The sequence below is a fragment of the Massilia aerilata genome (genome assembly GCF_042656905.1).
Lineage (GTDB): Bacteria > Pseudomonadota > Gammaproteobacteria > Burkholderiales > Burkholderiaceae_D > Telluria > Telluria aerilata.
Genome location: NZ_JBHSMZ010000008.1, coordinates 97,335 through 116,858, shown reverse-complemented (window position 1 = coordinate 116,858; position 19,524 = coordinate 97,335). Strand labels below are relative to the sequence as shown.

Annotated in this window: 20 protein-coding genes; 1 reads left to right on the top strand and 19 read right to left on the bottom strand. The window is 64.8% G+C overall.

Going from position 1 to position 19,524, the window contains the following annotated elements:
• Positions 1-121: 121 nt before the first annotated feature.
• The 9 genes from ACFPO9_RS13105 to rpsP form a co-directional block, all read right to left on the bottom strand.
• Positions 122-2,872 carry a M16 family metallopeptidase gene (locus tag ACFPO9_RS13105; protein WP_379771449.1) on the bottom strand — a complete coding sequence of 917 codons (2,751 nt, stop codon included), beginning with the start codon at positions 2,870-2,872 and terminating at the stop codon, positions 122-124.
• 156 nt (positions 2,873-3,028) lie between these two features.
• Complete coding sequence (locus ACFPO9_RS13100; RefSeq protein WP_379771447.1) at positions 3,029-3,478, bottom strand: CBS domain-containing protein; 450 nt, start codon at positions 3,476-3,478, stop codon at positions 3,029-3,031.
• Between the two features lie 81 nt (positions 3,479-3,559).
• Positions 3,560-3,910, bottom strand: a complete 351-nt coding sequence (locus ACFPO9_RS13095) for a DUF3579 domain-containing protein (protein WP_230027493.1) — start codon at positions 3,908-3,910, stop codon at positions 3,560-3,562.
• Between the two features lie 105 nt (positions 3,911-4,015).
• Positions 4,016-4,975, bottom strand: coding sequence for a CobD/CbiB family protein (locus ACFPO9_RS13090; RefSeq protein WP_379771444.1), 960 nt, complete (start codon positions 4,973-4,975; stop codon positions 4,016-4,018).
• Positions 4,976-5,074: 99 nt separating this feature from the next.
• Positions 5,075-5,740, bottom strand: a complete 666-nt coding sequence (locus tag ACFPO9_RS13085; protein ID WP_379771441.1) for a CoA pyrophosphatase — start codon at positions 5,738-5,740, stop codon at positions 5,075-5,077.
• A 60-nt stretch (positions 5,741-5,800) separates the two neighbouring features.
• Positions 5,801-6,181 carry a 50S ribosomal protein L19 gene (gene rplS / locus ACFPO9_RS13080; protein ID WP_379771439.1) on the bottom strand — a complete coding sequence of 127 codons (381 nt, stop codon included), beginning with the start codon at positions 6,179-6,181 and terminating at the stop codon, positions 5,801-5,803.
• A 109-nt stretch (positions 6,182-6,290) separates the two neighbouring features.
• The gene (trmD, locus tag ACFPO9_RS13075) at positions 6,291-7,052 is read right to left on the bottom strand and encodes a tRNA (guanosine(37)-N1)-methyltransferase TrmD (protein WP_379771436.1); all 762 of its coding nucleotides are present in this window, start codon (positions 7,050-7,052) and stop codon (positions 6,291-6,293) included.
• A 4-nt stretch (positions 7,053-7,056) separates the two neighbouring features.
• Positions 7,057-7,602, bottom strand: a complete 546-nt coding sequence (rimM, locus tag ACFPO9_RS13070) for a ribosome maturation factor RimM (RefSeq protein WP_379771433.1) — start codon at positions 7,600-7,602, stop codon at positions 7,057-7,059.
• Between the two features lie 24 nt (positions 7,603-7,626).
• Positions 7,627-7,875 (bottom strand): 30S ribosomal protein S16, encoded by a 249-nt coding sequence (gene rpsP / locus ACFPO9_RS13065; RefSeq protein ID WP_258844542.1) that lies wholly within the window; start codon positions 7,873-7,875, stop codon positions 7,627-7,629.
• A 274-nt stretch (positions 7,876-8,149) separates the two neighbouring features.
• Between rpsP and ACFPO9_RS13060 the strand changes: the two genes are divergently transcribed.
• On the top strand, positions 8,150-8,563 hold the full coding sequence (locus tag ACFPO9_RS13060; protein ID WP_379771429.1) for an NINE protein: 414 nt from the start codon (positions 8,150-8,152) through the stop codon (positions 8,561-8,563).
• Positions 8,564-8,582: 19 nt separating this feature from the next.
• Here ACFPO9_RS13060 and ACFPO9_RS13055 read toward each other — a convergent pair whose 3' ends face one another.
• The 10 genes from ACFPO9_RS13055 to ACFPO9_RS13010 form a co-directional block, all read right to left on the bottom strand.
• A complete protein-coding gene (locus tag ACFPO9_RS13055) occupies positions 8,583-9,296 on the bottom strand; it encodes a hypothetical protein (protein WP_379771427.1) in 714 nt (237 codons plus the stop codon).
• Between the two features lie 163 nt (positions 9,297-9,459).
• On the bottom strand, positions 9,460-11,250 hold the full coding sequence (locus tag ACFPO9_RS13050) for an acyl-CoA dehydrogenase (protein ID WP_379771424.1): 1,791 nt from the start codon (positions 11,248-11,250) through the stop codon (positions 9,460-9,462).
• Between the two features lie 130 nt (positions 11,251-11,380).
• Entirely contained in the window at positions 11,381-12,313 is a 933-nt protein-coding gene (locus tag ACFPO9_RS13045; protein WP_379771421.1) for an electron transfer flavoprotein subunit alpha/FixB family protein, read from the bottom strand.
• 17 nt (positions 12,314-12,330) lie between these two features.
• Positions 12,331-13,080, bottom strand: a complete 750-nt coding sequence (locus ACFPO9_RS13040) for an electron transfer flavoprotein subunit beta/FixA family protein (RefSeq protein ID WP_379771418.1) — start codon at positions 13,078-13,080, stop codon at positions 12,331-12,333.
• A 202-nt stretch (positions 13,081-13,282) separates the two neighbouring features.
• Positions 13,283-13,510, bottom strand: a complete 228-nt coding sequence (locus ACFPO9_RS13035; protein WP_230027656.1) for a sulfurtransferase TusA family protein — start codon at positions 13,508-13,510, stop codon at positions 13,283-13,285.
• Positions 13,511-13,682: 172 nt separating this feature from the next.
• Complete coding sequence (locus ACFPO9_RS13030; RefSeq protein ID WP_379771416.1) at positions 13,683-15,104, bottom strand: MFS transporter; 1,422 nt, start codon at positions 15,102-15,104, stop codon at positions 13,683-13,685.
• Between the two features lie 145 nt (positions 15,105-15,249).
• Positions 15,250-17,859: an alanine--tRNA ligase gene (alaS, locus tag ACFPO9_RS13025; RefSeq protein WP_379771414.1), complete on the bottom strand. Its 2,610-nt coding sequence runs from the start codon at positions 17,857-17,859 to the stop codon at positions 15,250-15,252.
• Positions 17,860-18,034: 175 nt separating this feature from the next.
• A complete protein-coding gene (locus ACFPO9_RS13020; protein WP_379771411.1) occupies positions 18,035-18,247 on the bottom strand; it encodes a flagellin in 213 nt (70 codons plus the stop codon).
• 78 nt (positions 18,248-18,325) lie between these two features.
• Positions 18,326-19,075, bottom strand: coding sequence for a glycerophosphodiester phosphodiesterase (gene ugpQ, locus ACFPO9_RS13015; RefSeq protein WP_379771408.1), 750 nt, complete (start codon positions 19,073-19,075; stop codon positions 18,326-18,328).
• A gap of 4 nt (positions 19,076-19,079) precedes the next feature.
• Positions 19,080-19,412 carry a DUF1294 domain-containing protein gene (locus ACFPO9_RS13010; protein ID WP_379771405.1) on the bottom strand — a complete coding sequence of 111 codons (333 nt, stop codon included), beginning with the start codon at positions 19,410-19,412 and terminating at the stop codon, positions 19,080-19,082.
• Positions 19,413-19,524: the final 112 nt, after the last annotated feature.

Sequence of the window (19,524 nt, the reverse complement as noted above, 5' to 3'; positions counted from 1 at the left end):
TTGCTGCCTGCTAGAAACACTTCTAGCAGGCAACATCATAGCGCCCGCGCCGGGCATCGTCCAAGTTTCTCAGCCGTTTTCCTGAAAATTTGAACGGCTGAGTGTTGCATTCGTGCGTTTCCTATCGCGCCGGCTTCGCTTTCGCCTGGTCGCCGGCCATCACGACCGACAGCATGGCCGGGTCGATGGCCTTGCGGAAGGCCGCGTTCAGTTGCGGCAGCGTGACCGCCATCATGCGTTTCTCGAAATCGGCCGACCACTCGTAGGTCTTGTCGCGGTACAGGTAGGAGGTCCAGCCGGCCGCCAGCGTGCCGTCGTCGGTGCGATTCTGCACCCTCTGCTGCATGAGACCGGATTTGGCGCCGGCGAGTTCCGCCGCCGTGAAACCATCCTTGAGCGCGCGCGCCAGTTCCTCGCGCACGGCGACGTCGACCTTGGCCAGGTTCTGCGGCGCGGCGATGGCGCTGATGCCGAACATGCCGGCACGGTCAAGCTCGCCCGCCGACAGCTGCGTGCCGCCGCCATAGGACAGGCCCTCTTTCTGCCGGATGCGATCCATCAGGCGCGACTTCAATCCGCCGCCGCCGCCGAAGATATAGTCGGCAAGCATCAGCGCCGGATAGTCGGGATCGTCGACGTTCAGGTCGAGATTCATACGCGCGGCGTAGAACCCGTTCTCTTTATCCGGCGTGTTCAACGTCTGATGTATGGGCTGGATGTCGCCGTTCTTGCGCAGGACCGGCGCGACGTGCATCGGCGCCTTCCACTGGCCGAACAGCTGATCGACCAGGGGCAGGATCTCTTTCGCATCGAAGTCGCCGACGATGGCCAGCTCGGCCGGATTGGCGCCGTAGAAGTCGCGGTGGAAGGCCTTGACCTGGTCCAGGGTGGCGCTCGTGATGTCGGCGATGTCCTCGTCCAGCGTGGTTTCGTGGCGGATATCGCCCTTCGGGTAGATGTCGAAATACTCGTTCAGTGCGCGCGAAGCGAGGCTGGACGGTTCGGCGCGACCGGCTTCCAGCGCCACCAGCGACTGCTTGCGCAGCTGCTCGAATTCGGCTGCCGAAAAGCCCGGCTCCTTCAGCATGTGCGCGGCCAGCTTCAGCGCCGCCGGCAGGTTCTCGCGCGTGGTCTGGAAGTGCGTCGGGCCGCCGGCCATCTTCAGCTTATCGAAGGCGTCGGCCAGCTGCACGCGGTCGTATTGCGTGGTGCCGCGCGTCAGCATGGCTGCGGCCAGCCCCGGCAGAGCGCCCTTGCCGAACAGGTTCTGCTCGTCGCCGAAGTGCTGGCGCAGGTCCACCGTGACGGTCTGGCCGCGGTTCTTTTTCGGCAGCAGGGCCAGCTTGACGCCGCCGGCCGTGGTGAGCGTGGTGCGTTTCATGATGTTGGCCTGGCTGGGCTCGAAGTCCTCGGCGCTCAGGTTCGAGGCTTGCGGCTTGAAGTCCTTCAGCAGGCTTTCGACGCTGGGCGCCGGGGGCACCACCGCGCGCTGCGGATCGTCCTCGGGCAGGAAGCTGCCGGTGATGCGGTTGTCGCGCCTGAAGTAGCGGCCCGAGGCGTCGGCCACTTCTTGCGCCGTGATCTTCTCGACCTTGTCGCGGCCGACGAAGAACAGGCGCCAGTCGCCAAGCGCGATGGTTTCGGACAGCGCCACCCCCACCTGCTGCGGATCGTTGAGGCTGCGCTCGATGCTGTTCAGGTAGCTGCGCTTGGTGCGCTCCATCTCTTCCGCGGTGGGCGGATGTTTGGCGAAATCTTCCACCGCCTCGGTCAGCGCGGCGCGCACGGGCTCGAGCGGCTCGCCTTTCTTGACCACGGCGCCGAAGAATTGCAGGCCGGGCGCATAGCCGGTCTGGCCGAAGGAAAACACCTGGCTGGCCTTGCCGGAGTCGACCAGCAGCTTGTGCAGGCGGCCGGTCGGCACGTCGCCGAGGATGCTCGAGGAGAAGCTCAGCACGTCGCTGTCGTCGTGCAGGCCGGACGGCACGTGGTAGGCCACCGCCACGATCTGGACGTCGCCCTGGCGCCGCACCGTGAAGCTGCGCTCGCCGTCCTGGGTGGGCTCGACGGTCCAGAACTCGGGCAGCGTGCGCTTGGGCTTGGGAATCGCGCCGAACAGCTTGCTGATCGAGCGCAGGGTCTGGTTCGGATCGAACTTGCCGGCCACCAGCAGCACGGCGTTATCCGGCTGGTAATAGGTGTGATAGAAGTCCTGCAGATTCTTGATCCGGACGTTCTCGATATCGCTCTTGTTGCCGATGGTCGAGCGGCCATAAGCGTGCCAGTCGTAGGCGACGCTCTGCATGCGTTTCATGAGCACGGAAGCGGGCGAGTTCTCGCCGTTCTCGTATTCGTTGCGCACCACTGTCATCTCGGAATCCAGGTCCTTCCTGGCGATGAAGGAATGGGTCATGCGGTCGGCTTCCATCTCCAGCGCCCATTGCAGATTCTCCGGCGACGCCTGGAACACCTCGTAGTAATTGGTGCGGTCCAGCGAGGTGGTGCCGTTGTACTGCATGCCGCGGTCGGCGAACTGGGTCACGATGTCGCGATGCCTGGTCGCGCCCTTGAACATCAGGTGTTCGAGCAGGTGCGCCATGCCGGTCTCGCCGTAGTTCTCGTGGCGCGAGCCGACCAGGTAAGTCACGTTGACGGTCACCGTCGGGCGCGAGGAATCCGGGAACAGCAGCACCTTCAGGCCGTTCGGCAGGCGGTATTCGGTGATGCCCTCGGCCGACGGGCCCTGCACCACGCCTGGCGGCAAGGCGGCGGCCGGCGCTTTCTGGGACCATGCCGGGCCGCTGGCCGCCAGGGCCAGGCCGCCGGCAATGATGTATGCGGCCGCGCCGCGCTGCAGGAAGCTCGTGCTCATGTCACCCCGTATGTCTGTGTGATGCCACGCAGGTGTTGCGTGGCGGCACAGCATGGTAACAGAGCCGGGCTTAGGCCTGGCTTACCGGTTTGGCCTGTCTTGCGTCCACTGTCGGTTAGTTGCAATTCAGCGAGCCTGGCAGGGTGTCGCCGCCCACTACTGCCTCGCCCGCTTTTCGTGCTGCTGCTGGTAGGGACTGATGCGCGACAGTTCTTCCATCTCCTCGGCCAGGAAAGTCAGCAGGTCGTCGGCGCTGACGATGCCGGCCAGCGCCCCGCTGTCGGTCACGACCGGCACGCGCCGGATGCCGCGCAGGCGCATGCGTTCGATGGTGGCGTAGATGTCGTCGTTCTCGCCGGCCGTCAGCAGGTCGTCGGTCATGATGTCGCCCACCTGCAGGCCGAGCGGATCGAGGCCCAGCGCAATGACGGACACGACGATGTCGCGGTCGGTGACGATGCCGATGGGAATGCGCTCGCCGTCCGGCTCCTCGACCACGACGAGGTCGCCGACGTGGTGCTTGCGCATGAGTAAGGCTGCGCCCTGCACGCTTTCGTCGCGCGCGCAGCAGATGGTGTCTGTGGTGCTGAGCTTGCCGACTTCCATGGCCGCCTCCCCGTGGTCAAGGAGTTACGCTAACGCTGGAAAGCAAAACGGCTTTGACATGGATCAAAGCCGTGGGAGCGATCAGGCGGACGGCTTCGTCTCGCCGGGAGGAGGCACGTAGCAGGCGTCGACTACCTGCAAGTCATTGTCCTTGGCGAAATTCACCACGAAGTGGTAAGCCAGGGGTTCGACGCGTTTGAGGGCATTGTTGACGACGACGGACTTGACGCCGTTGACGACGGTCGGGTGCACGTAAGGCGAAAACTGCAAGTGGGCATTGCGGCCGCCGCTACCCTCCGGACGGAAGCACGACATGACACCGCACAGACGCTCGGCCCAGTCACTCGGACGGAACTGCCGGCCCTTGCTTGTAACGCCGAGAATGAAGAATTCGTCGGCGTGTTCTTTCCCGGTTTGCGGTAAATCGGCCATAGTGCTGCTTACTGAAACATGAGGCGTGGATGAGAACAACCCCAGTATTATATCTTATAGAAGACCTGCGGACGAGCCTTAACAGCGCGTCCCATCCGGGAGTGTTCAACCAAGCAATACCGCGCCGGAAAGCAGAAGCAGGAGCAGCATCCATAATAACAGCGCGCGCCAGACCAGGCCGACGGTGCTCTGGAGTGCGCGCACGTTCGGTTCCTCCCCCGGCAGCACATCGGCCTCGCTGTCCGACAGGTCGACGGTGGCCGCGTCCATCGGCACGATGCGCGGCGCGGTCTCGATCGGCGAGCCGAGGCGCACGCCCATGGCGCCGCCGCCGGCCGCGAGGATGATGCCCCTGGACTCGTCGGCCCAGCGGCCGGCGAAATTGCGCCAGGCGTAGATGGCGTCCTCGAAATTGCCGACCACGGCAAAAGCGATCGCCGTCAGGCGCACCGGGATCCAGTCGATCCAGTAGAAAGCACGTGCGGCGAACTGGCCGAAGGCTTCGTTGCGCATATGGTCGGGTTCGTTCCAGGCGCGCGCCAGGTATTCCGACACGCGGTACATCACCGCGCAGGCCGGGCCGAGCGGCATCAGGAACCAGAAGAACACGCCGAACACGTTGCGGTGGGTGGTGATCAGGGACTTTTCGACGGCCAGGCGGGCGATCTCGGCGCCGTCCATGCCGACCGTGTCGATTTTGGTCCACTCGGCCAGCAGGGCGCGCGCGGTGGCCTCGTCGCCGGCGTTCAGCGCGAACTGGATCGAGGTGAAGTAGTGGCTGTAGTGGCGGAAGCCCAGGGTCAGGTAGACGATCAGGATGTTCCAGGCGAAGGCCGCGAACACCCAGCCGTAGTACATCAGCACCCAGTAGATGGCGGCGGTTGGAACCATCAGGCAGCCCATCATCAGGAACCAGCCGAGGCGGCCATGGCTCACCTGGCCGGCGTTGAACCAGGCTTCGATACGCATGGCGAAGCGCTTGATCTCGGCATAGATCTGGTTATCTGCACGCAGGGGCTTCAGCTGCTCGATGAGCAGTGCGCACAGGATGGAGAAGAAAGTCATTGCGGTCCCTTATTGTTCCAAACTTCGTGTTGCTTTACTTCATTGCCCGCTACGATAGCGCAGTGGGCCGAATGAATCAAATACAGGACCGTGGATTTTTCAGGCGCGCAGCAGATGGAACAGGTTGCGCAGCATGGCGGCGGTGGCGCCCCAGATGAAGAAACGCTCGTAGGGCATGGCGTAGAAGCTGCGCCGCCCTGCCCCTTCCGGCAGCTCGAAGGACATGCGCTGGTGGTGCATGCCATTCATCAGGAAGGCCAGCGGCACTTCGAAGATCTCGGCGACTTCGTTCGATTCGGCGATCAGCTCGAAGGGCGGCGTGACCAGGCCGACCACCGGCGTCACCAGATAGGCCGAGGCGGTGACATGTTCGGGCAGCACGCCGATGACCTCGAGATGGCGGCGCGCCAGGCCGATTTCTTCCTCGGTCTCGCGCAGCGCAGTCTCGATGGACGAGGAATCCAGCTCTTCGGCGCTGCCGCCGGGAAAGCTGATCTGGCCGGCGTGATTGTTCAGATGGGCGGTGCGCTGGGTCAGCAGGACCGTCAGGCCCTCGGGCCGCTGGACGATGGGCACCAGCACGGCGGCGCGGCGCAGTTTGGGAAAGCGCGCGCGCAAGTCTTCCGGCAACTCGGGTTCCCAGGCACTGGGGCGCGCCAGGCGTTCGCGCAGCCAGGCCGCCTGCAGGCGCTCGGACGGCAGCGCGGCTTCGCCGGCGATCGCGTCGATGGGGAGACGCTGGGGATCGAGATGCAGTTTTGCCAAAAGGGGCTCCAAAAAGAAAAAGGCATCCGTTCGGATGCCTTTTCCATGCTACTGGCGCAATTACTTAGCGGCAGCGGCGGTCTTGCGGGTCGGCAGTTTCTCTTTGATACGTGCCGATTTGCCCGAACGCTCACGCAGGTAGTACAGCTTCGCACGGCGCACATCACCACGACGCTTCACTTCGATCGAAGCGATCAGCGGCGAGTACAGCTGGAAGGTACGCTCGACGCCTTCGCCCGACGAGATCTTACGAACGATGAAGTTCGAGTTCAGGCCGCGGTTACGACGCGAGATGACCACGCCTTCGTATGCCTGGGCGCGCTTGCGGTTGCCTTCGACGACGTTGACGCTGACGACAACGGTGTCGCCGGGTGCGAAATCAGGGATGTTGCGGCCGAGGCGCGCAATCTCTTCTTGCTCGAGTTGCTGAATCAGATTCATTTTGTGACTCCAATAACCATCGTGCTGGCGCTGTACTATTGCCCAGTAGAGGATGGGATTAAAACATACGGGGTGTGATGCCCGTCTTCACGCCAACATGGCGCAAATCCTAAGTAGCAGGCTTGTCCAGCTCTGCCAGAAACTTTTCATCGGCCTTGCTCAGCTGACCGGCGCTGCGCGCCTTGTCCAGCAGATCGGGCCGTTTCTTCGCGGTCGCTTCCAGCTGCTGCCGGCGGCGCCACTTCATGATTTCTGCATGGTTGCCGCCCATCAGCACGGGTGGCACGGCCACGTCTTCGTAGACTTCCGGACGCGTGTAATGCGGCGAATCCAGCAGTCCGTTGACGAAGCTGTCCTCGACTGCCGAGGCTTCGTCGCCCAACGCGCCGGGCAGGTTACGCACCACGGCGTCCATCAGCGCCATCGCCGGCAGTTCGCCGCCGGACAGCACGAAGTCGCCGAGGGAAATCTCCTCGTCGACGCAGCGGTCAAGAAGGCGCTGGTCGACCGCTTCGTAGCGGCCGCACAGCAGGACCAGGCCGGGCTCGTCCTTCAGCGCCATCACACGCTCATGCGTCAGCGGCTTGCCTTGCGGCGACATGAACACCACGCGCGGCGGCGGCAAACCCAGGTCGACCTGGCGCTGCCTGGCCGCGGCAATCGTCGCTTCCAGGGGTTTCGCCAGCATCACCATGCCTGGGCCGCCGCCATACGGGCGATCGTCCACGGTGCGGTGGCGGTCCTGGGTGAAATCGCGCGGATTCCAGATCGACAGCTTCCACAGGCCCTGCTCGTGCGCGCGGCGGGTCACGCCCGACTGCGTCAGCGCGGCGAACATCTCCGGAAACAAGCTCACGACGTCGAACTGCATCGCGTTAAAAATCCAGGCCCCAGTCCAGGGTAATCAGCTTTGCCTCGAGGTCGACGGTCTTGACGAACTGGTCCACGAACGGCACCAGGCGCTCCTCGAGCTTCGCCTCGGGCGCACTGGCGTCGGGAACAGGCACGATGCGCAGGATCGATTGCGGACCGTTGCTCATCATGTCGGCGACCTTGCCGAGGGCTTCGCCCTGCAGGTTCACGGCATCCAGCCCGATCAGGTCGGACCAGTAGTATTCATCTTCCGGCAGCGCCGGAAATTCCGCCCGCGACACCTGCACCGTTGCGCCCTTGAGCGCCTCGGCCACGTTGCGGTCGGTGACATCCACCAGGGTGGCAGTAACATCGCCACTATGGTACTTCGCGCTGCGCACCTTGACGGGATGCAGCGCCGGCTTGTCGAGCCACCAGGTTTTCACGCTCAGCAGCGCATCGGCGTCGGCCGAATAGGGCGTGACGCGGATGCCGCCCCGGAGCCCGTAGGCGCCGGTGATGTGTCCGACCTGTACCAGGTCGTCAGGAATTGCTGCTGAATCGGTCAAACCAGTAATACTTTCGCTTAATGATTAAGCGGCGACTTTCTGACCAGCGACCAGGCGAGCAACGGTCGGCGACAGTTGTGCGCCAACGCCTTGCCAGTAGGCCAGACGGTCAGCGGTGATGTTCAGGCCAACTTCCTTGCCCGATGCCATCGGGTTGTAGAAGCCGATGCGCTCGATGAAACGGCCATCGCGACGGTTGCGCGAATCGGTTGCAACGATGTTGTAGAACGGGCGCTTCTTGGCACCACCACGAGCTAAACGAATAACGACCATAATATTTCCAAAAAATTGTGCTGGACGGAGAAAGCCGACGATTATAGCGCGCCGCGCCGTGCCTCAGCAAGCATTTGTCAAAAAACAAAAAACCCGGCGCGCAGACCGGCCGAATCCAGCATTATCGCCTATTTTTCCCAACAACGCCACAGTGACGGCGCTTCGCCGCCCCGTGCATGCCGTTGAAAACCACGAAAAATGCTGCTCCGCCAGCCGTTTTCGACCATACTGCGATCTTTCCTTTTAGCAAAGACACGCCGCTGTCCCAGCCTTGATGTCGAACCACAAGAACAAGACCCTCGCCACCGCCCTCGCCTTCGCCCTCGGCGGCCTCAGCGTCCACCGCTTCTACCTCAGGGGCAGCGTCGACCGCCTCGGCCTGCTGCACGTCTGCAGTTTGCCGGTGGCCGGGATGATCTACGGCCTCGGACACGCGCCGAATCCCTTCTGGACCCTGCTGCCGATCTTCATTTCCTGCATCGTCGGCTTCATCGAGGCGCTGGTCATCGGCCTGACGCCGGACGAGAAATGGGACGCGAAGTTCAACCCATCCCCGGGCCGCAAATCGGACTCGCACTGGATCCTGGCGGTGCTGCTGGTGCTGACCATGCTGGTCGGCGCGACCAGCGTCATTGCAACGCTGTCGCGCCTGTTCGACCTGCTGTGGACCGGCGGCGCCTACGGCTGAATTACAGCCTTGCCAAAGCTTATAGACCCGGTGTCCACCGGTACTTCGGCAACACCGGCGGCGGGTTCTTTCCGCTCAGGATCACGATCTCGCGGTAGGCCTTCAGCTCGATCGCCATCGGGTCACCGACGTAGCGCGTGAGCTTGCCGCCCTCGATCAGGTAGAAGCGGAAAGGTCCGCTCAGCCCGGCGATATTGGTGCCGGTATAGGGCTGGCGCCATAGCGAGAAGTACTGGCTCAGCATGAATTTCTTGGGTACGTCGGTCTCGATGTGGATGACGCCCGAGGCATCGTGGGTGTGCAGCTCGTAGGTGCAGCCGCTGCGGCCTATCATGTCCGGCATCGCCAGCCGGGCGCGGTCGCGGTAGATCGTGAGCAGCGTGTGGATGTGGTAATCCTCGTTCCTGGCGCAGCCGACGCCGTCCACCGGCTGGCCGGTGCCGACCCAGTCGGGCCAGGTCCGCACGCTGGTACTGACAGTCAGGCCGATGTCCGACCAGGCATCGGCAAGGGTCACGACGATCTCGTCGGGCGGCGCCGGGTCGGTCGGCGGCGGATTGGTGGGCGTGGTCGGCCCCGTCGGGGGTATCGGCTGTGTCGGCGGGGTGGGCGAGGTCGGGGTCTGCGGATCGGGGACAGGCGTATACGACGAATCGCCGCCGCCGCCGCAGGCGGCAAGGGCGGACAGCATCGCCAGGTGCATCGTCATCTGCAACACACGTCTCGGCTTCATGGAAATCATGCTCGCTCCTCAGGTGAATGCGGATGAGCTGATTCTATGCGGCCCGGTTCAGCCGGAAGTTTAAGAAAACTCAAGTGCGCGGCGAAGCAATGAAAAAGGGCAGCCCGCGGGCTGCCCTTGTATCGAGAATGCAGCGCCTACGCAGCCTGCCGAATCAGAACTGCTCGACCTCCAGCGCCAGCACGCCGGCGCTGCCGTCGACGATCGCGTGGCGCAGGCCGGCCGCGCCCGACAGCACGTGGTCGGCGAAGAAGCGCGCCGTGCCGATCTTGGCGCGGTAGAAGGCGGCGTCGCCCTCGCCCGCATCCAGCTTCTGCTGCGCGACCAAAGCCGCACGCGCCATCTGCCAGCCGCCCAGCACGATGCCGGCCAGCTTCAGGTAGAGCACGCTGCCGGCGAACACGGCGCGCGGATCCGCGCGGGTAGCCGCGACCACGAAGTCGACCACCTGCTCCAGCGCCGCGCTGCCGGCCGCCAGCTGTTCACGGATGGCGGCGAAATCGGCGCCCTGCTTCTCGGCCAATGCGGCCTCGGTGGCGCGGACCTGGGCGATGATGGACTTCGCCACAGCACCGCCGTCGCGGACGGTCTTGCGGCCGACCAGGTCGTTGGCCTGGATCGCGGTCGTGCCCTCGTAGATGGTCAGGATCTTGGCGTCGCGGTAGTGCTGGGCCGCGCCGGTTTCTTCGATGAAGCCCATGCCGCCATGCACCTGCACGCCGTCGCGGGCGACGTTCTCGGACATCTCGGTCGACCAGCCCTTGATCACCGGGACCAGGTATTCGTAGATCGCGAGATTGGCCTTGCGGGTGGCTTCGTCAGGATGGCTGTGCGCCAGGTCGCTGTAGGCCGCGCCCACGTAGGCCAGCGCGCGCGCCGCCTCGGTCTGCGAGCGCATCGACATCAGCATGCGGCGCACGTCCGGGTGGTTGATGATGGCGACCGGGCCGCTCGACCCTTCGACGGCGCGCGACTGCACGCGGTCTTTTGCAAAGGCGACCGCCTGCTGGTAGGCGTGTTCGGCCAGGCCGACGCCCTGCATGCCGACGCCGAAGCGCGCCGCGTTCATCATGATGAACATGTATTCGAGGCCGCGGTTCTCTTCGCCGACCAGGGTGCCGATGGCGCCGCCGTTGTCGCCGAACTGCAGGACCGCGGTCGGACTGGCCTTGATGCCCAGCTTGTGTTCGATCGAAACGCAATGGGCGTCGTTGCGCTCGCCCAGCGAACCGTCTTCGTTGACCAGGAACTTCGGCACGATGAACAGCGAGATCCCCTTCACGCCCGGGGGCGCGTCCGGCGTGCGCGCCAGGACCAGGTGGATGATGTTCTCGGCCATGTCGTGCTCGCCGTAGGTGATGAAGATCTTGGTGCCGAAGATCTTGAAGGTGCCGTCGCCCTGCGGCACGGCGCGGGTGCGCACGGCGGCCAGGTCGGAGCCGGCCTGCGGCTCGGTCAGGTTCATGGTGCCGGTCCACTTGCCGGAGATGAGCGGCTCGATGAAGCGCGCCTTCTGCTCGTCGGTGCCGGCGGTCAGCAGGGCTTCGATGGCGCCGTCGGTCAGGAGCGCCACGAGCGCGAACGCCAGGTTGGCGCCGTGCAGCATCTCCACGCAGGGCGTGGCGACCAGCTTGGGCAGGCCCTGGCCGCCGAATTCGGCCGGGTGCTGGACACCCTGCCAGCCGGCTTCGGCGAAGCCGCGGAAGGCTTCCTTGAAGCCCTTGGTGGTGGTGACCTGGCCGTCGTGCCAGAAGCTCGGCTCCTTGTCGCCGGCATGGTTCAGCGGAGCGACCACGCCGCCGCAGAATTTCGCGCTTTCTTCCAGCACCGCCTCGACGGTGTCCGGAGTCGCGTCTTCGCAACCGGGGAGCTGGTTGATCGCGGCCAGGTTGGCCAGTTCGTTCACGACGAACAGCATGTCTTTCAGGGGGGCGTTGTAGCTCACCGTGGTCTCCTTAAATGCGTCGTTCCCGCGGAGGCGGGAACCCAAGTTTATTTGTGCAGCGGTAGCGTCACACGCTAGTGGTACACGACGAACTTGGGTTCCCGCCTGCGCGGGAACGACGGTATAACTATTAGCCCAGTTCCTTGACCAGCGCCGGCACGACCTCGAACAGGTCGCCCACGATGCCGTAGTCGGCCACCGAGAAGATCGGCGCTTCCGGATCCTTGTTGATGGCGACGATGGTCTTCGAGTCCTTCATGCCGGCCAGGTGCTGGATGGCGCCCGAGATGCCGACCGCGATGTACAGGGTCGGGGCGACGATCTTGCCGGTCTGGCCGACCTGCCAGTCGTTCGGCACGTAGCCGGCGTCGACGGCGGCGCGCGAGGCGCCCATGGCGGCGCCCAGCTTGTCGGCCAGCGGCTCCAGCAGCTTGAAGTTGTCGCCCGAACCCATGCCGCGGCCACCGGAGACGACGATCTTGGCGCCGGTCAGTTCCGGACGGTCCGACTTGGCCAGTTCGCGGCCGACGAAGGAGGACTTGCCCGAATCGGCGACGGCCGCGATGCTTTCGACGCTTGCCGCACCACCTTCGGCGGCGGCGGCGTCGAAGCCGGTGCTGCGCACGGTGATGACCTTGACCTTGTCGCCCGATTGCACGATGGCGATGGCGTTACCGGCGTAGATCGGACGCTCGAAGGTGTCCGGGGCGTCGACCTTGGTGATTTCCGAGATCTGGGCCACGTCCAGCTTGGCGGCCACGCGCGGCAGGATGTTCTTGCCGTAGGCGGTGGCCGGGGCCAGGATGTGCGAGTAGCTGCCGGCGACCGCCAGGATCTGCTCGGCGACGTTCTCGGCCAGGCCGTCGGCGAAGTGCGGCGCGTCGGCGACCAGCACTTTCGAGACGCCCGCGATCTTCGCGGCCTGCTCGGCGACGGCGCCGCAGCCGGCGCCGGCGACCAGCACGTGCACCTCGCCGCCGCACTGGGCGGCCGCGGTCACGGTGTTCAGGGTGGCGCCCTTCAGCGAGGCGTTGTCGTGTTCTGCAATAACGAGTGCGACCATGATTTTCTTATCCTAAATTAGATGACTTTGGCTTCGGTACGCAGCTTCTGCACCAGGGTCGCCACGTCCGGGACCTTGATGCCGGCCGAGCGCTTGGCCGGCTCCGACACTTTCAGCGTCTTCAGGCGCGGGGTCACGTCGACGCCCAGGTCTTCCGGCTTGATGGTCTCGAGCGGCTTCTTCTTGGCCTTCATGATGTTCGGCAGCGTCACGTAGCGCGGCTCGTTCAGGCGCAGGTCGGTGGTGACGATGGCCGGCAGGGTCAGGGCCACGGTTTCCAGGCCGCCGTCCACTTCGCGGGTCACGGTCACTTTGCCGTCTTCCAGCACGACCTTCGAGGCGAAGGTCGCTTGCGGCCAGCCCAGCAGGGCCGCCAGCATCTGGCCGGTCTGGTTCGAGTCGTCGTCGATTGCCTGCTTGCCCAGGATGATCAGCTGCGGCTGCTCCTTGTCGGCCAGCGCCTTCAGCACCTTGGCCACGCCCAGCGGCTCGATCTCGGGGCCGGTCTCGACCAGGATGCCGCGGTCGGCGCCGATGGCCATGCCGGTACGCAGGGTTTCCTGGGCCTGGGTCACGCCGCAGGTCACCGCCACGATCTCGGTAACCTTGCCCGCTTCCTTCAGGCGGGTCGCCTCTTCCAGCGCGATCTCGTCGAACGGGTTCATCGACATTTTGACGTTGGCGATATCGACGCCGCTGCCGTCGGACTTGACGCGGACCTTGACGTTGTAGTCGACCACGCGTTTGACGGGTACCAGGACTTTCATAGTGGGCCTTTGGAAAATGGAATGAGGACTAAAGCGAAAAATGATCCGAATTATAAGAGCAAAAGGGCTTCAACACAGAATTAAAGCACGATCGTGCGTTTTTCAGGTAGAAGAAATCCCCTAATTTTACGGGAAGCTTGTCTGTTCAATCTGATGTCATACGGGGCCGCTGCCGCCCTGCCCCGTTCGGTAAGGTGCGCGCTTACTTGCGGCGCAGCCAGAAGGTGAATTCGCCGTTGATGTGGGTGTGGGCCAGCAGCGCGTTGCCGGTCTGCTTGGCAAAGGCCTGGAAGTCGCGCACGGAACCGGTGTCGGTCGCGACGATGCGCAGGACTTCGCCGCTCGTCAGTTCGGCGAGGGCCTTCTTGGCCTTCAGGATAGGCAGCGGGCAGTTCAAGCCACGCGCATCGAGGTCTTTCTGGACCTCGATGGTGCCGGTATCAAGTATGGTTTCGCTCATCGATATGCCTGCGTAAGTTGGGCAGATTCCCGGATAGTACTCCAATTGCGGGATTATGACGCACCGCACCAAAAGACGCACCCAGCCGTTGCATTTTAACAACGACTATTATAGTTCATGGAACATCCGAGGAACAGGCGCTTTACATTTGCTGCCGGTTGTTTCCTTTCACCCACACAAAGGCGCATACGCCGGCCAGCGCCGCGGCGACGGCGCAGACGACCATCGCCGCGTGGAACGGCGCCAGCAGCGCCCTGCCCCGTACGGTCAGCACCATGCCCAGCAAGGCGGTGGCGATCAGGCCGCCGCCGCGCGCCACCGCGCTGTTGAAACCGGACGCAATGCCGGTATGGCTGGCGTCCACCGAGGACAGCACGGCCGTGGTCAGGGGCGCCGCCACGCAGGCCATGCCGAGCGAGATCAACACCATCGCCGGCAACACCGTCGCCAGGTAGGACCCCGAACCGATGCGCGTGCCGAGCAGGAATCCGCCGGCCACGATCATGGCGCCGATCCCCAGCGGCAGGCGCGAGCCGTGGCTGCCGGCGAACTTCCCCATCAGCGGCGAGCCGATCGCCAGCACGATCGGAAACGGCAGCAGTGCGGCGCCGGCCTCCCTGGCCGAGTAATGCAGCGACTCGATCATCACGTAGGGCACCAGCAGCATCAGCGCGCCCAGTGCGCCGTAGAGCAGGAAGGTCATCAGGTTGAGGCCCGAGAAACTGCTGGCGCCGAACAGCTTCAGCGGCAGCATCGCGCGTTCGCCGGCGCGATGCTCGATCCACAGGAACACCAGCAGGATCAGCACGCCGGCCGCGAGGGCGATGCCGGACGCCGCCGTCATCCGCTTTTCGGCGGAGGCGGCGGCCAGGCCCCAGGTCACGCAGCCGAGGCCCAGGCTGGCCAGCAGCGCGCCGAGCGGATCGAGCGCGACCGGCTTGTCGCTGGTCTTCACGTGGACGAAACGCCAGCCCATGAAGATCGCCAGCGCCGCCACCGGCAGGTTGATATAGAAGATCGCGCGCCAGCCGACCGCGTCGATCAGCCAGCCGCCGATCAGCGGCCCGACCGCCCCTGCCGCCGCGCCGGCCGCGGCCCAGATACCGATCGCGCGCCCGCGCGCCTTGCCCTCGAAGGTCGCGCCCAGGACCGCCAGGCTGTTCGGCAGCAGCAAGGCCGCGCCGATGCCTTGCAAGGCGCGGCCGCCGACCAGCATCCACAGGTTGATGGCGAACGCGCACAGCAGGGAAGCCAGCCCGAAAATCGTGATGCCGGTCAGCAGGATGCGCCTGCGGCCATAACGGTCGCCCAGCGCGCCGCCCAGCAGCAATAGGGAACTGAGCGGCAGCAGATAGCCGCTGACGACCCAGGACAGGTCGGCCCCGGTCCCGGCCAGGTTCTTGCCGATCGCCGACAGGCCGACATTGACCACCGAGCCGTCGATGAAGGCCAGGCTGCTCGACAGGATGGACGTCGCCAGCACCAGGTTCGGATGCGCGGCGCGGGCCGCGTCGGGCTTGCCTTCGGCGAGGGCGCGGTCGCAATGCGGGGGCAGGCTGCTCATGCGGCTCCTTTATATGGACGTCGTCCCCGCGCAGGCGGGGACCCAAGTTTGCCTGCGCTAACGTGACGCAAAGAGAACTTGGATCCCCGCCTGCGCGGGGACGACGGTTTTACTGCTAACTACGGTTTAAAAGCTGACTTATTGCTTAAACGCGCTCACCGACCCAGCCAGCCACCCCGGCCAGCGCCTGCGGCAGCGCAGCGGCGTCGGTGCCGCCGGCCTGGGCCATGTCCGGGCGGCCGCCGCCCTTGCCGCCCACCTGCTGGGCGACAAAGTTGACCAGCTCGCCGGCCTTGACCTTGCCGGTGGCGTCCTTGGTGACGCCGGCGATCAGGCTGACCTTGCCGTCCGCCACCGAGGCCAGCACGATGGCAGCGGTCTTCAGCTTGTCCTTCAGCTTGTCCATGGTTTCGCGCAGGGCGTTGACGTCCGCGCCTTCCATGGTCGCGGCCAGCACCTTGACGCCGTTGATGTCGACGGCCTGGCCGGCCAGTTCGTCGCCCTGGCCGGCGGCCAGCTTCGACTTCAGCGCGTTGACTTCCTTCTCCAGCGCCTTGACCTGGTCCTGTACCTGATTGATACGCGACGGCAGTTCGTCCGGGCCGGTCTTCAGGCTGGCCGCTGCTTCTTGCAGGCGGCGAGCGGTCGCCTGCACCCAGGCCAGCGCGCCCTCGCCCGTCACCGCCTCGATGCGGCGGATGCCGGCGGCGACGCCGCCTTCCGAGACGATCTTGAAGAGGCCGATGTCGCCGGTGCGGGTGACGTGCACGCCGCCGCACAGCTCTTTCGAGGAACCGATGTCCAGCACGCGCACGGTGTCGCCGTACTTCTCGCCGAACAGGGCCATCGCGCCGTGCTTGATGGCGTCGTCCATCGACATGTGGTGCGACTGGGTCGGGTGGTTCTGCAGGATCTCGGCGTTGACGATCTGCTCGACCTTCGCGATTTCCTCGGCGGTGACCGGGGCGTTGTGGGCGAAGTCGAAGCGGGTCTTGTCCGGATCGACCAGCGAGCCTTTCTGCTGGACGTGGGAGCCGAGCACTTCGCGCAGCGCCTTGTGCATCAGGTGGGTGGCCGAGTGGTTGCGGATGGTGCGCGCGCGCTTGGCTTCATCGACTTGCGCATCGACCGTGTCGCCCACTTTCAGCGAACCCGATTGCAGGACGCCGTGGTGGCCGAAGACGTCGGCCTGGATCTTCAGGGTGTCTTCGACTTCGAACACGCCGGCGCTTGCCTTGATCAGGCCCTTGTCGCCGACCTGGCCGCCGGATTCGGCGTAGAACGGCGTGGTGTCCAGCACCACGATGCCGTCCTGGCCGGCCTTCAGTTCTTCTACTTTCACGCCGTCGGCGTACAGCGCGACCACGTGGCTGTCGTGCACCAGCGCGTCATAGCCGACGAACTTGTTCTTCTCGCCCGCGTATTCGACGTTGGCGGCCATCTTGAACTTGCCGGCGGCGCGCGCCGTCTTCTTCTGCTGCTCCATGGCGGCGGCGAAGCCTGCCTCGTCCAGCGTGACGTTGCGCTCGCGGCAGATGTCTGCGGTCAGGTCGAGCGGGAAGCCGTAGGTGTCGTACAGGGTGAAGGCGGTGGCGCCGTCCAGGTTCTGCGGATCCTTGGCCAGCTGCGCTTCCAGGATCTTCATGCCGTTTTCCAGGGTCTCGCCGAAACGCTCTTCCTCGGCCTTCAGCACCTGCATCACGCGGGCCTTGGCTTCGCGCAGTTCCGGATAGGCGCCGCCCATCTCGATGTCGAGGTCTTCGACCAGCTTGAAGAAGAAGGGCTTGGTCTGGCCCAGCTTGTGGCCGTGGCGCAGCGCGCGGCGGATGATGCGGCGCAGGACGTAGCCGTGGCCTTCGCTGCTCGGGATGATGCCGTCGACGATCAGGAAGGATGCGGCGCGGATGTGGTCCGCGATCACGCGCAGCGACTTCGACTCGAGGTCGGTCGCGCCGGTTTCGCGGGCGGCGGCCTTGATCAGTGCCTGGAACAGGTCGATCTCGTAGTTCGAGTGGACGTGCTGCAGCACCGCGGCCAGGCGCTCGAGGCCCATGCCGGTGTCGATCGAGGGTTTCGGCAGCGGGGTCAGGACGCCGGACTCGTCGCGGTTGAACTGCATGAACACCAGGTTCCAGATCTCGATGAAGCGGTCGCCGTCTTCCTCGGGCGAGCCCGGAGGACCGCCCCAGATGTCGGCGCCGTGGTCGTAGAAGATCTCGGTGCAGGGGCCGCAAGGGCCGGTGTCGGCCATCTGCCAGAAGTTGTCGGAGGCGTAGCGCGCGCCCTTGTTGTCGCCGATGCGGATGATGCGCTCTTTCGGCACACCGATTTCATTGGCCCAGATGTCGTAGGCTTCGTCGTCTTCGAAGTAGACGGTGATGGTCAGCTTCTCGGCCGGCAGCGCGTAGACCTTGGTCAGCAGCTCCCAGGCGAAGTTGATGGCGTCGCGCTTGAAGTAGTCGCCGAAGCTGAAGTTACCCAGCATTTCGAAGAAGGTGTGGTGGCGCGCGGTGTAGCCGACGTTTTCCAGGTCGTTGTGCTTGCCGCCGGCGCGCACGCAGCGCTGCACGGTGGTGGCGCGCTTGTACGGACGCGAATCCAGGCCCAGGAACACGTCCTTGAACTGCACCATGCCGCTGTTGGTCAACAACATCGTCGGGTCGTTGCCCGGCACGAGCGGGCTCGAGCGGACAATGGTATGACCTTTGGACTCGAAGAATTTGAGGAACTTTTCGCGTATTTCGGTGGATTTCATGTCGTAGGGGCGTGTGAGGGCAGCATGCTATATAAAGAAAATGATTATAGCGTAGCTGTCGGAAGGAATTGCAGGCGCTGAATCGAGGAATTGCACTAAATGCAACAATTGCCGTGGGCACGGGTGCCGACCCTACAGCGAATGGTAGGGTGGGCACCCTGTGCCCACGGTTCAATCAGCGTAAACGAGCCAGCACCGCGCCAGGCTGCCCGTTCGCCTGCCTCAGCATCGCCGACGCCGCCTGCTGCAGGATCTGCGAGCGGGTCAGCTTGGCCGTGGTGCTGGCGTAGTCGACGTCCTGGATCCGGCTTTGCGACGATGCCAGGTTGATCGACGAAGGCGCTCGTCCGCGCCCTGGATCAGCGCCGCCCTGCCTTCCGTGAACCATTTCGGCAGCGACTGCATGTTCATCGAGCGGTCCATGACTTAACGACAAGTCTTATAAATCTGAAGGGTGCAATAGCATTTACTTAACGCGGGTTGCAAATTCCGGACCGATCAGATCGATCCGGTCGGTGCAGAAGGCGTCCACGCCCCAGCCCAGCAGTTCCGCGGCGCGCGCGGGCTCATTGACGGTATAGCAAAACAGTCCGAATCCTGCCGCTTTCACGGCGCGCGCCTGCGCCGGCGTCAAGTGGCGGTGGTTGACGTGGATGGCGACGGCGTCCACCGCGCGCGCGCAGCGCTCCCAGTCGGGCGGCAGTTCGTTCACCAGGCAGGCGCGCGGGAGTTGCGGCGCGACTTCGTAGGCCGCCAGCAGGGCGTCCATGCTGAACGAGGACAGCAGCGGCGCCCGCTCCAGTTCGCCGGCGAACATGGCGGCGGCGATCCGCGCCACCGTCCCGCCGGTCTCGATATCGTGGCCCGGCGCCGGCTTGAGTTCGATGTTCATCCACACGCCGTGGGACTTGCAGAACTGCGCGAACTCGACGAACAGGGGCACGGTCTCGCCCTCGTATTCGCGGCCGAACCAGCCGCCGGCGTCCATGGCGGCCAACTCCAGCGCATCGTAATCGAAAACATGGCCGGAGCCGGGCACCGTGCGGCCCAGGAAGGGATCGTGCATCACCACCGGCACGCCGTCGCGCGCCAGCATCACGTCGTATTCGATGGCGCGAAAGCCCGCGCGCATGCCGCGCAGGAGGCCTGCCATGGTGTTTTCGGGGGCCAGGGTGCCGCCGCCGCGGTGGGCCAGGACTTGCGGGTATCGCCACATGGTCTTAGCTCTTCGACAGCCACAGGAAGAGCACGATATTCGCCGCCACCGTGAACCAGAACATCTGGCGGAAGGGCTGCTTGACCGTCTTGTGGCGCAGCCATTGCTGGGCCAGCAGCGCGCCGGGCCAGCCGCCGAACAGGCCCAGCATCAGCAGGGTGCTTTCCGGCGTGCGCCGCTCGTTCTTGCGCGCCGCCGACTTGTCCAGCGCGTAGCTGCAGAAGCAAACCAGGCTCATCGCCAGGTAGGCGGCGCCCACCAGCGGCGGCAGCTGCCAGGCGACAGTGGCGCCGCCGTACAGCAGCGCGAATACGAAGATGGGCAGGTAGGGCGTCATGGCGGCAGCTTACGCGCAGCCGCTCCAGGTGTCCACCGAGCAAACCGGTTCAAGGTGGTCTTGCAGGCCGCCGGCATGAAATGCTAGCCAAGGGAATTTTTAATTGCTACAT

Coding starts and splice junctions, on each gene's coding strand:
- ACFPO9_RS13105 (WP_379771449.1), bottom strand. CDS start 2,872: ATGAGCACGAGCTTCCTGCAGCGCGGCGCGGCCGCATACATCATTGCC.
- ACFPO9_RS13100 (WP_379771447.1), bottom strand. CDS start 3,478: ATGGAAGTCGGCAAGCTCAGCACCACAGACACCATCTGCTGCGCGCGC.
- ACFPO9_RS13095 (WP_230027493.1), bottom strand. CDS start 3,910: ATGGCCGATTTACCGCAAACCGGGAAAGAACACGCCGACGAATTCTTC.
- ACFPO9_RS13090 (WP_379771444.1), bottom strand. CDS start 4,975: ATGACTTTCTTCTCCATCCTGTGCGCACTGCTCATCGAGCAGCTGAAG.
- rplS (WP_379771439.1), bottom strand. CDS start 6,181: ATGAATCTGATTCAGCAACTCGAGCAAGAAGAGATTGCGCGCCTCGGC.
- trmD (WP_379771436.1), bottom strand. CDS start 7,052: ATGCAGTTCGACGTCGTGAGCTTGTTTCCGGAGATGTTCGCCGCGCTG.
- rpsP (WP_258844542.1), bottom strand. CDS start 7,875: ATGGTCGTTATTCGTTTAGCTCGTGGTGGTGCCAAGAAGCGCCCGTTC.
- ACFPO9_RS13060 (WP_379771429.1), top strand. CDS start 8,150: ATGTCGAACCACAAGAACAAGACCCTCGCCACCGCCCTCGCCTTCGCC.
- ACFPO9_RS13055 (WP_379771427.1), bottom strand. CDS start 9,296: ATGAAGCCGAGACGTGTGTTGCAGATGACGATGCACCTGGCGATGCTG.
- ACFPO9_RS13045 (WP_379771421.1), bottom strand. CDS start 12,313: ATGGTCGCACTCGTTATTGCAGAACACGACAACGCCTCGCTGAAGGGC.
- ACFPO9_RS13040 (WP_379771418.1), bottom strand. CDS start 13,080: ATGAAAGTCCTGGTACCCGTCAAACGCGTGGTCGACTACAACGTCAAG.
- ACFPO9_RS13030 (WP_379771416.1), bottom strand. CDS start 15,104: ATGAGCAGCCTGCCCCCGCATTGCGACCGCGCCCTCGCCGAAGGCAAG.
- alaS (WP_379771414.1), bottom strand. CDS start 17,859: ATGAAATCCACCGAAATACGCGAAAAGTTCCTCAAATTCTTCGAGTCC.
- ACFPO9_RS13020 (WP_379771411.1), bottom strand. CDS start 18,247: ATGGTTCACGGAAGGCAGGGCGGCGCTGATCCAGGGCGCGGACGAGCG.
- ugpQ (WP_379771408.1), bottom strand. CDS start 19,075: ATGTGGCGATACCCGCAAGTCCTGGCCCACCGCGGCGGCGGCACCCTG.
- ACFPO9_RS13010 (WP_379771405.1), bottom strand. CDS start 19,412: ATGACGCCCTACCTGCCCATCTTCGTATTCGCGCTGCTGTACGGCGGC.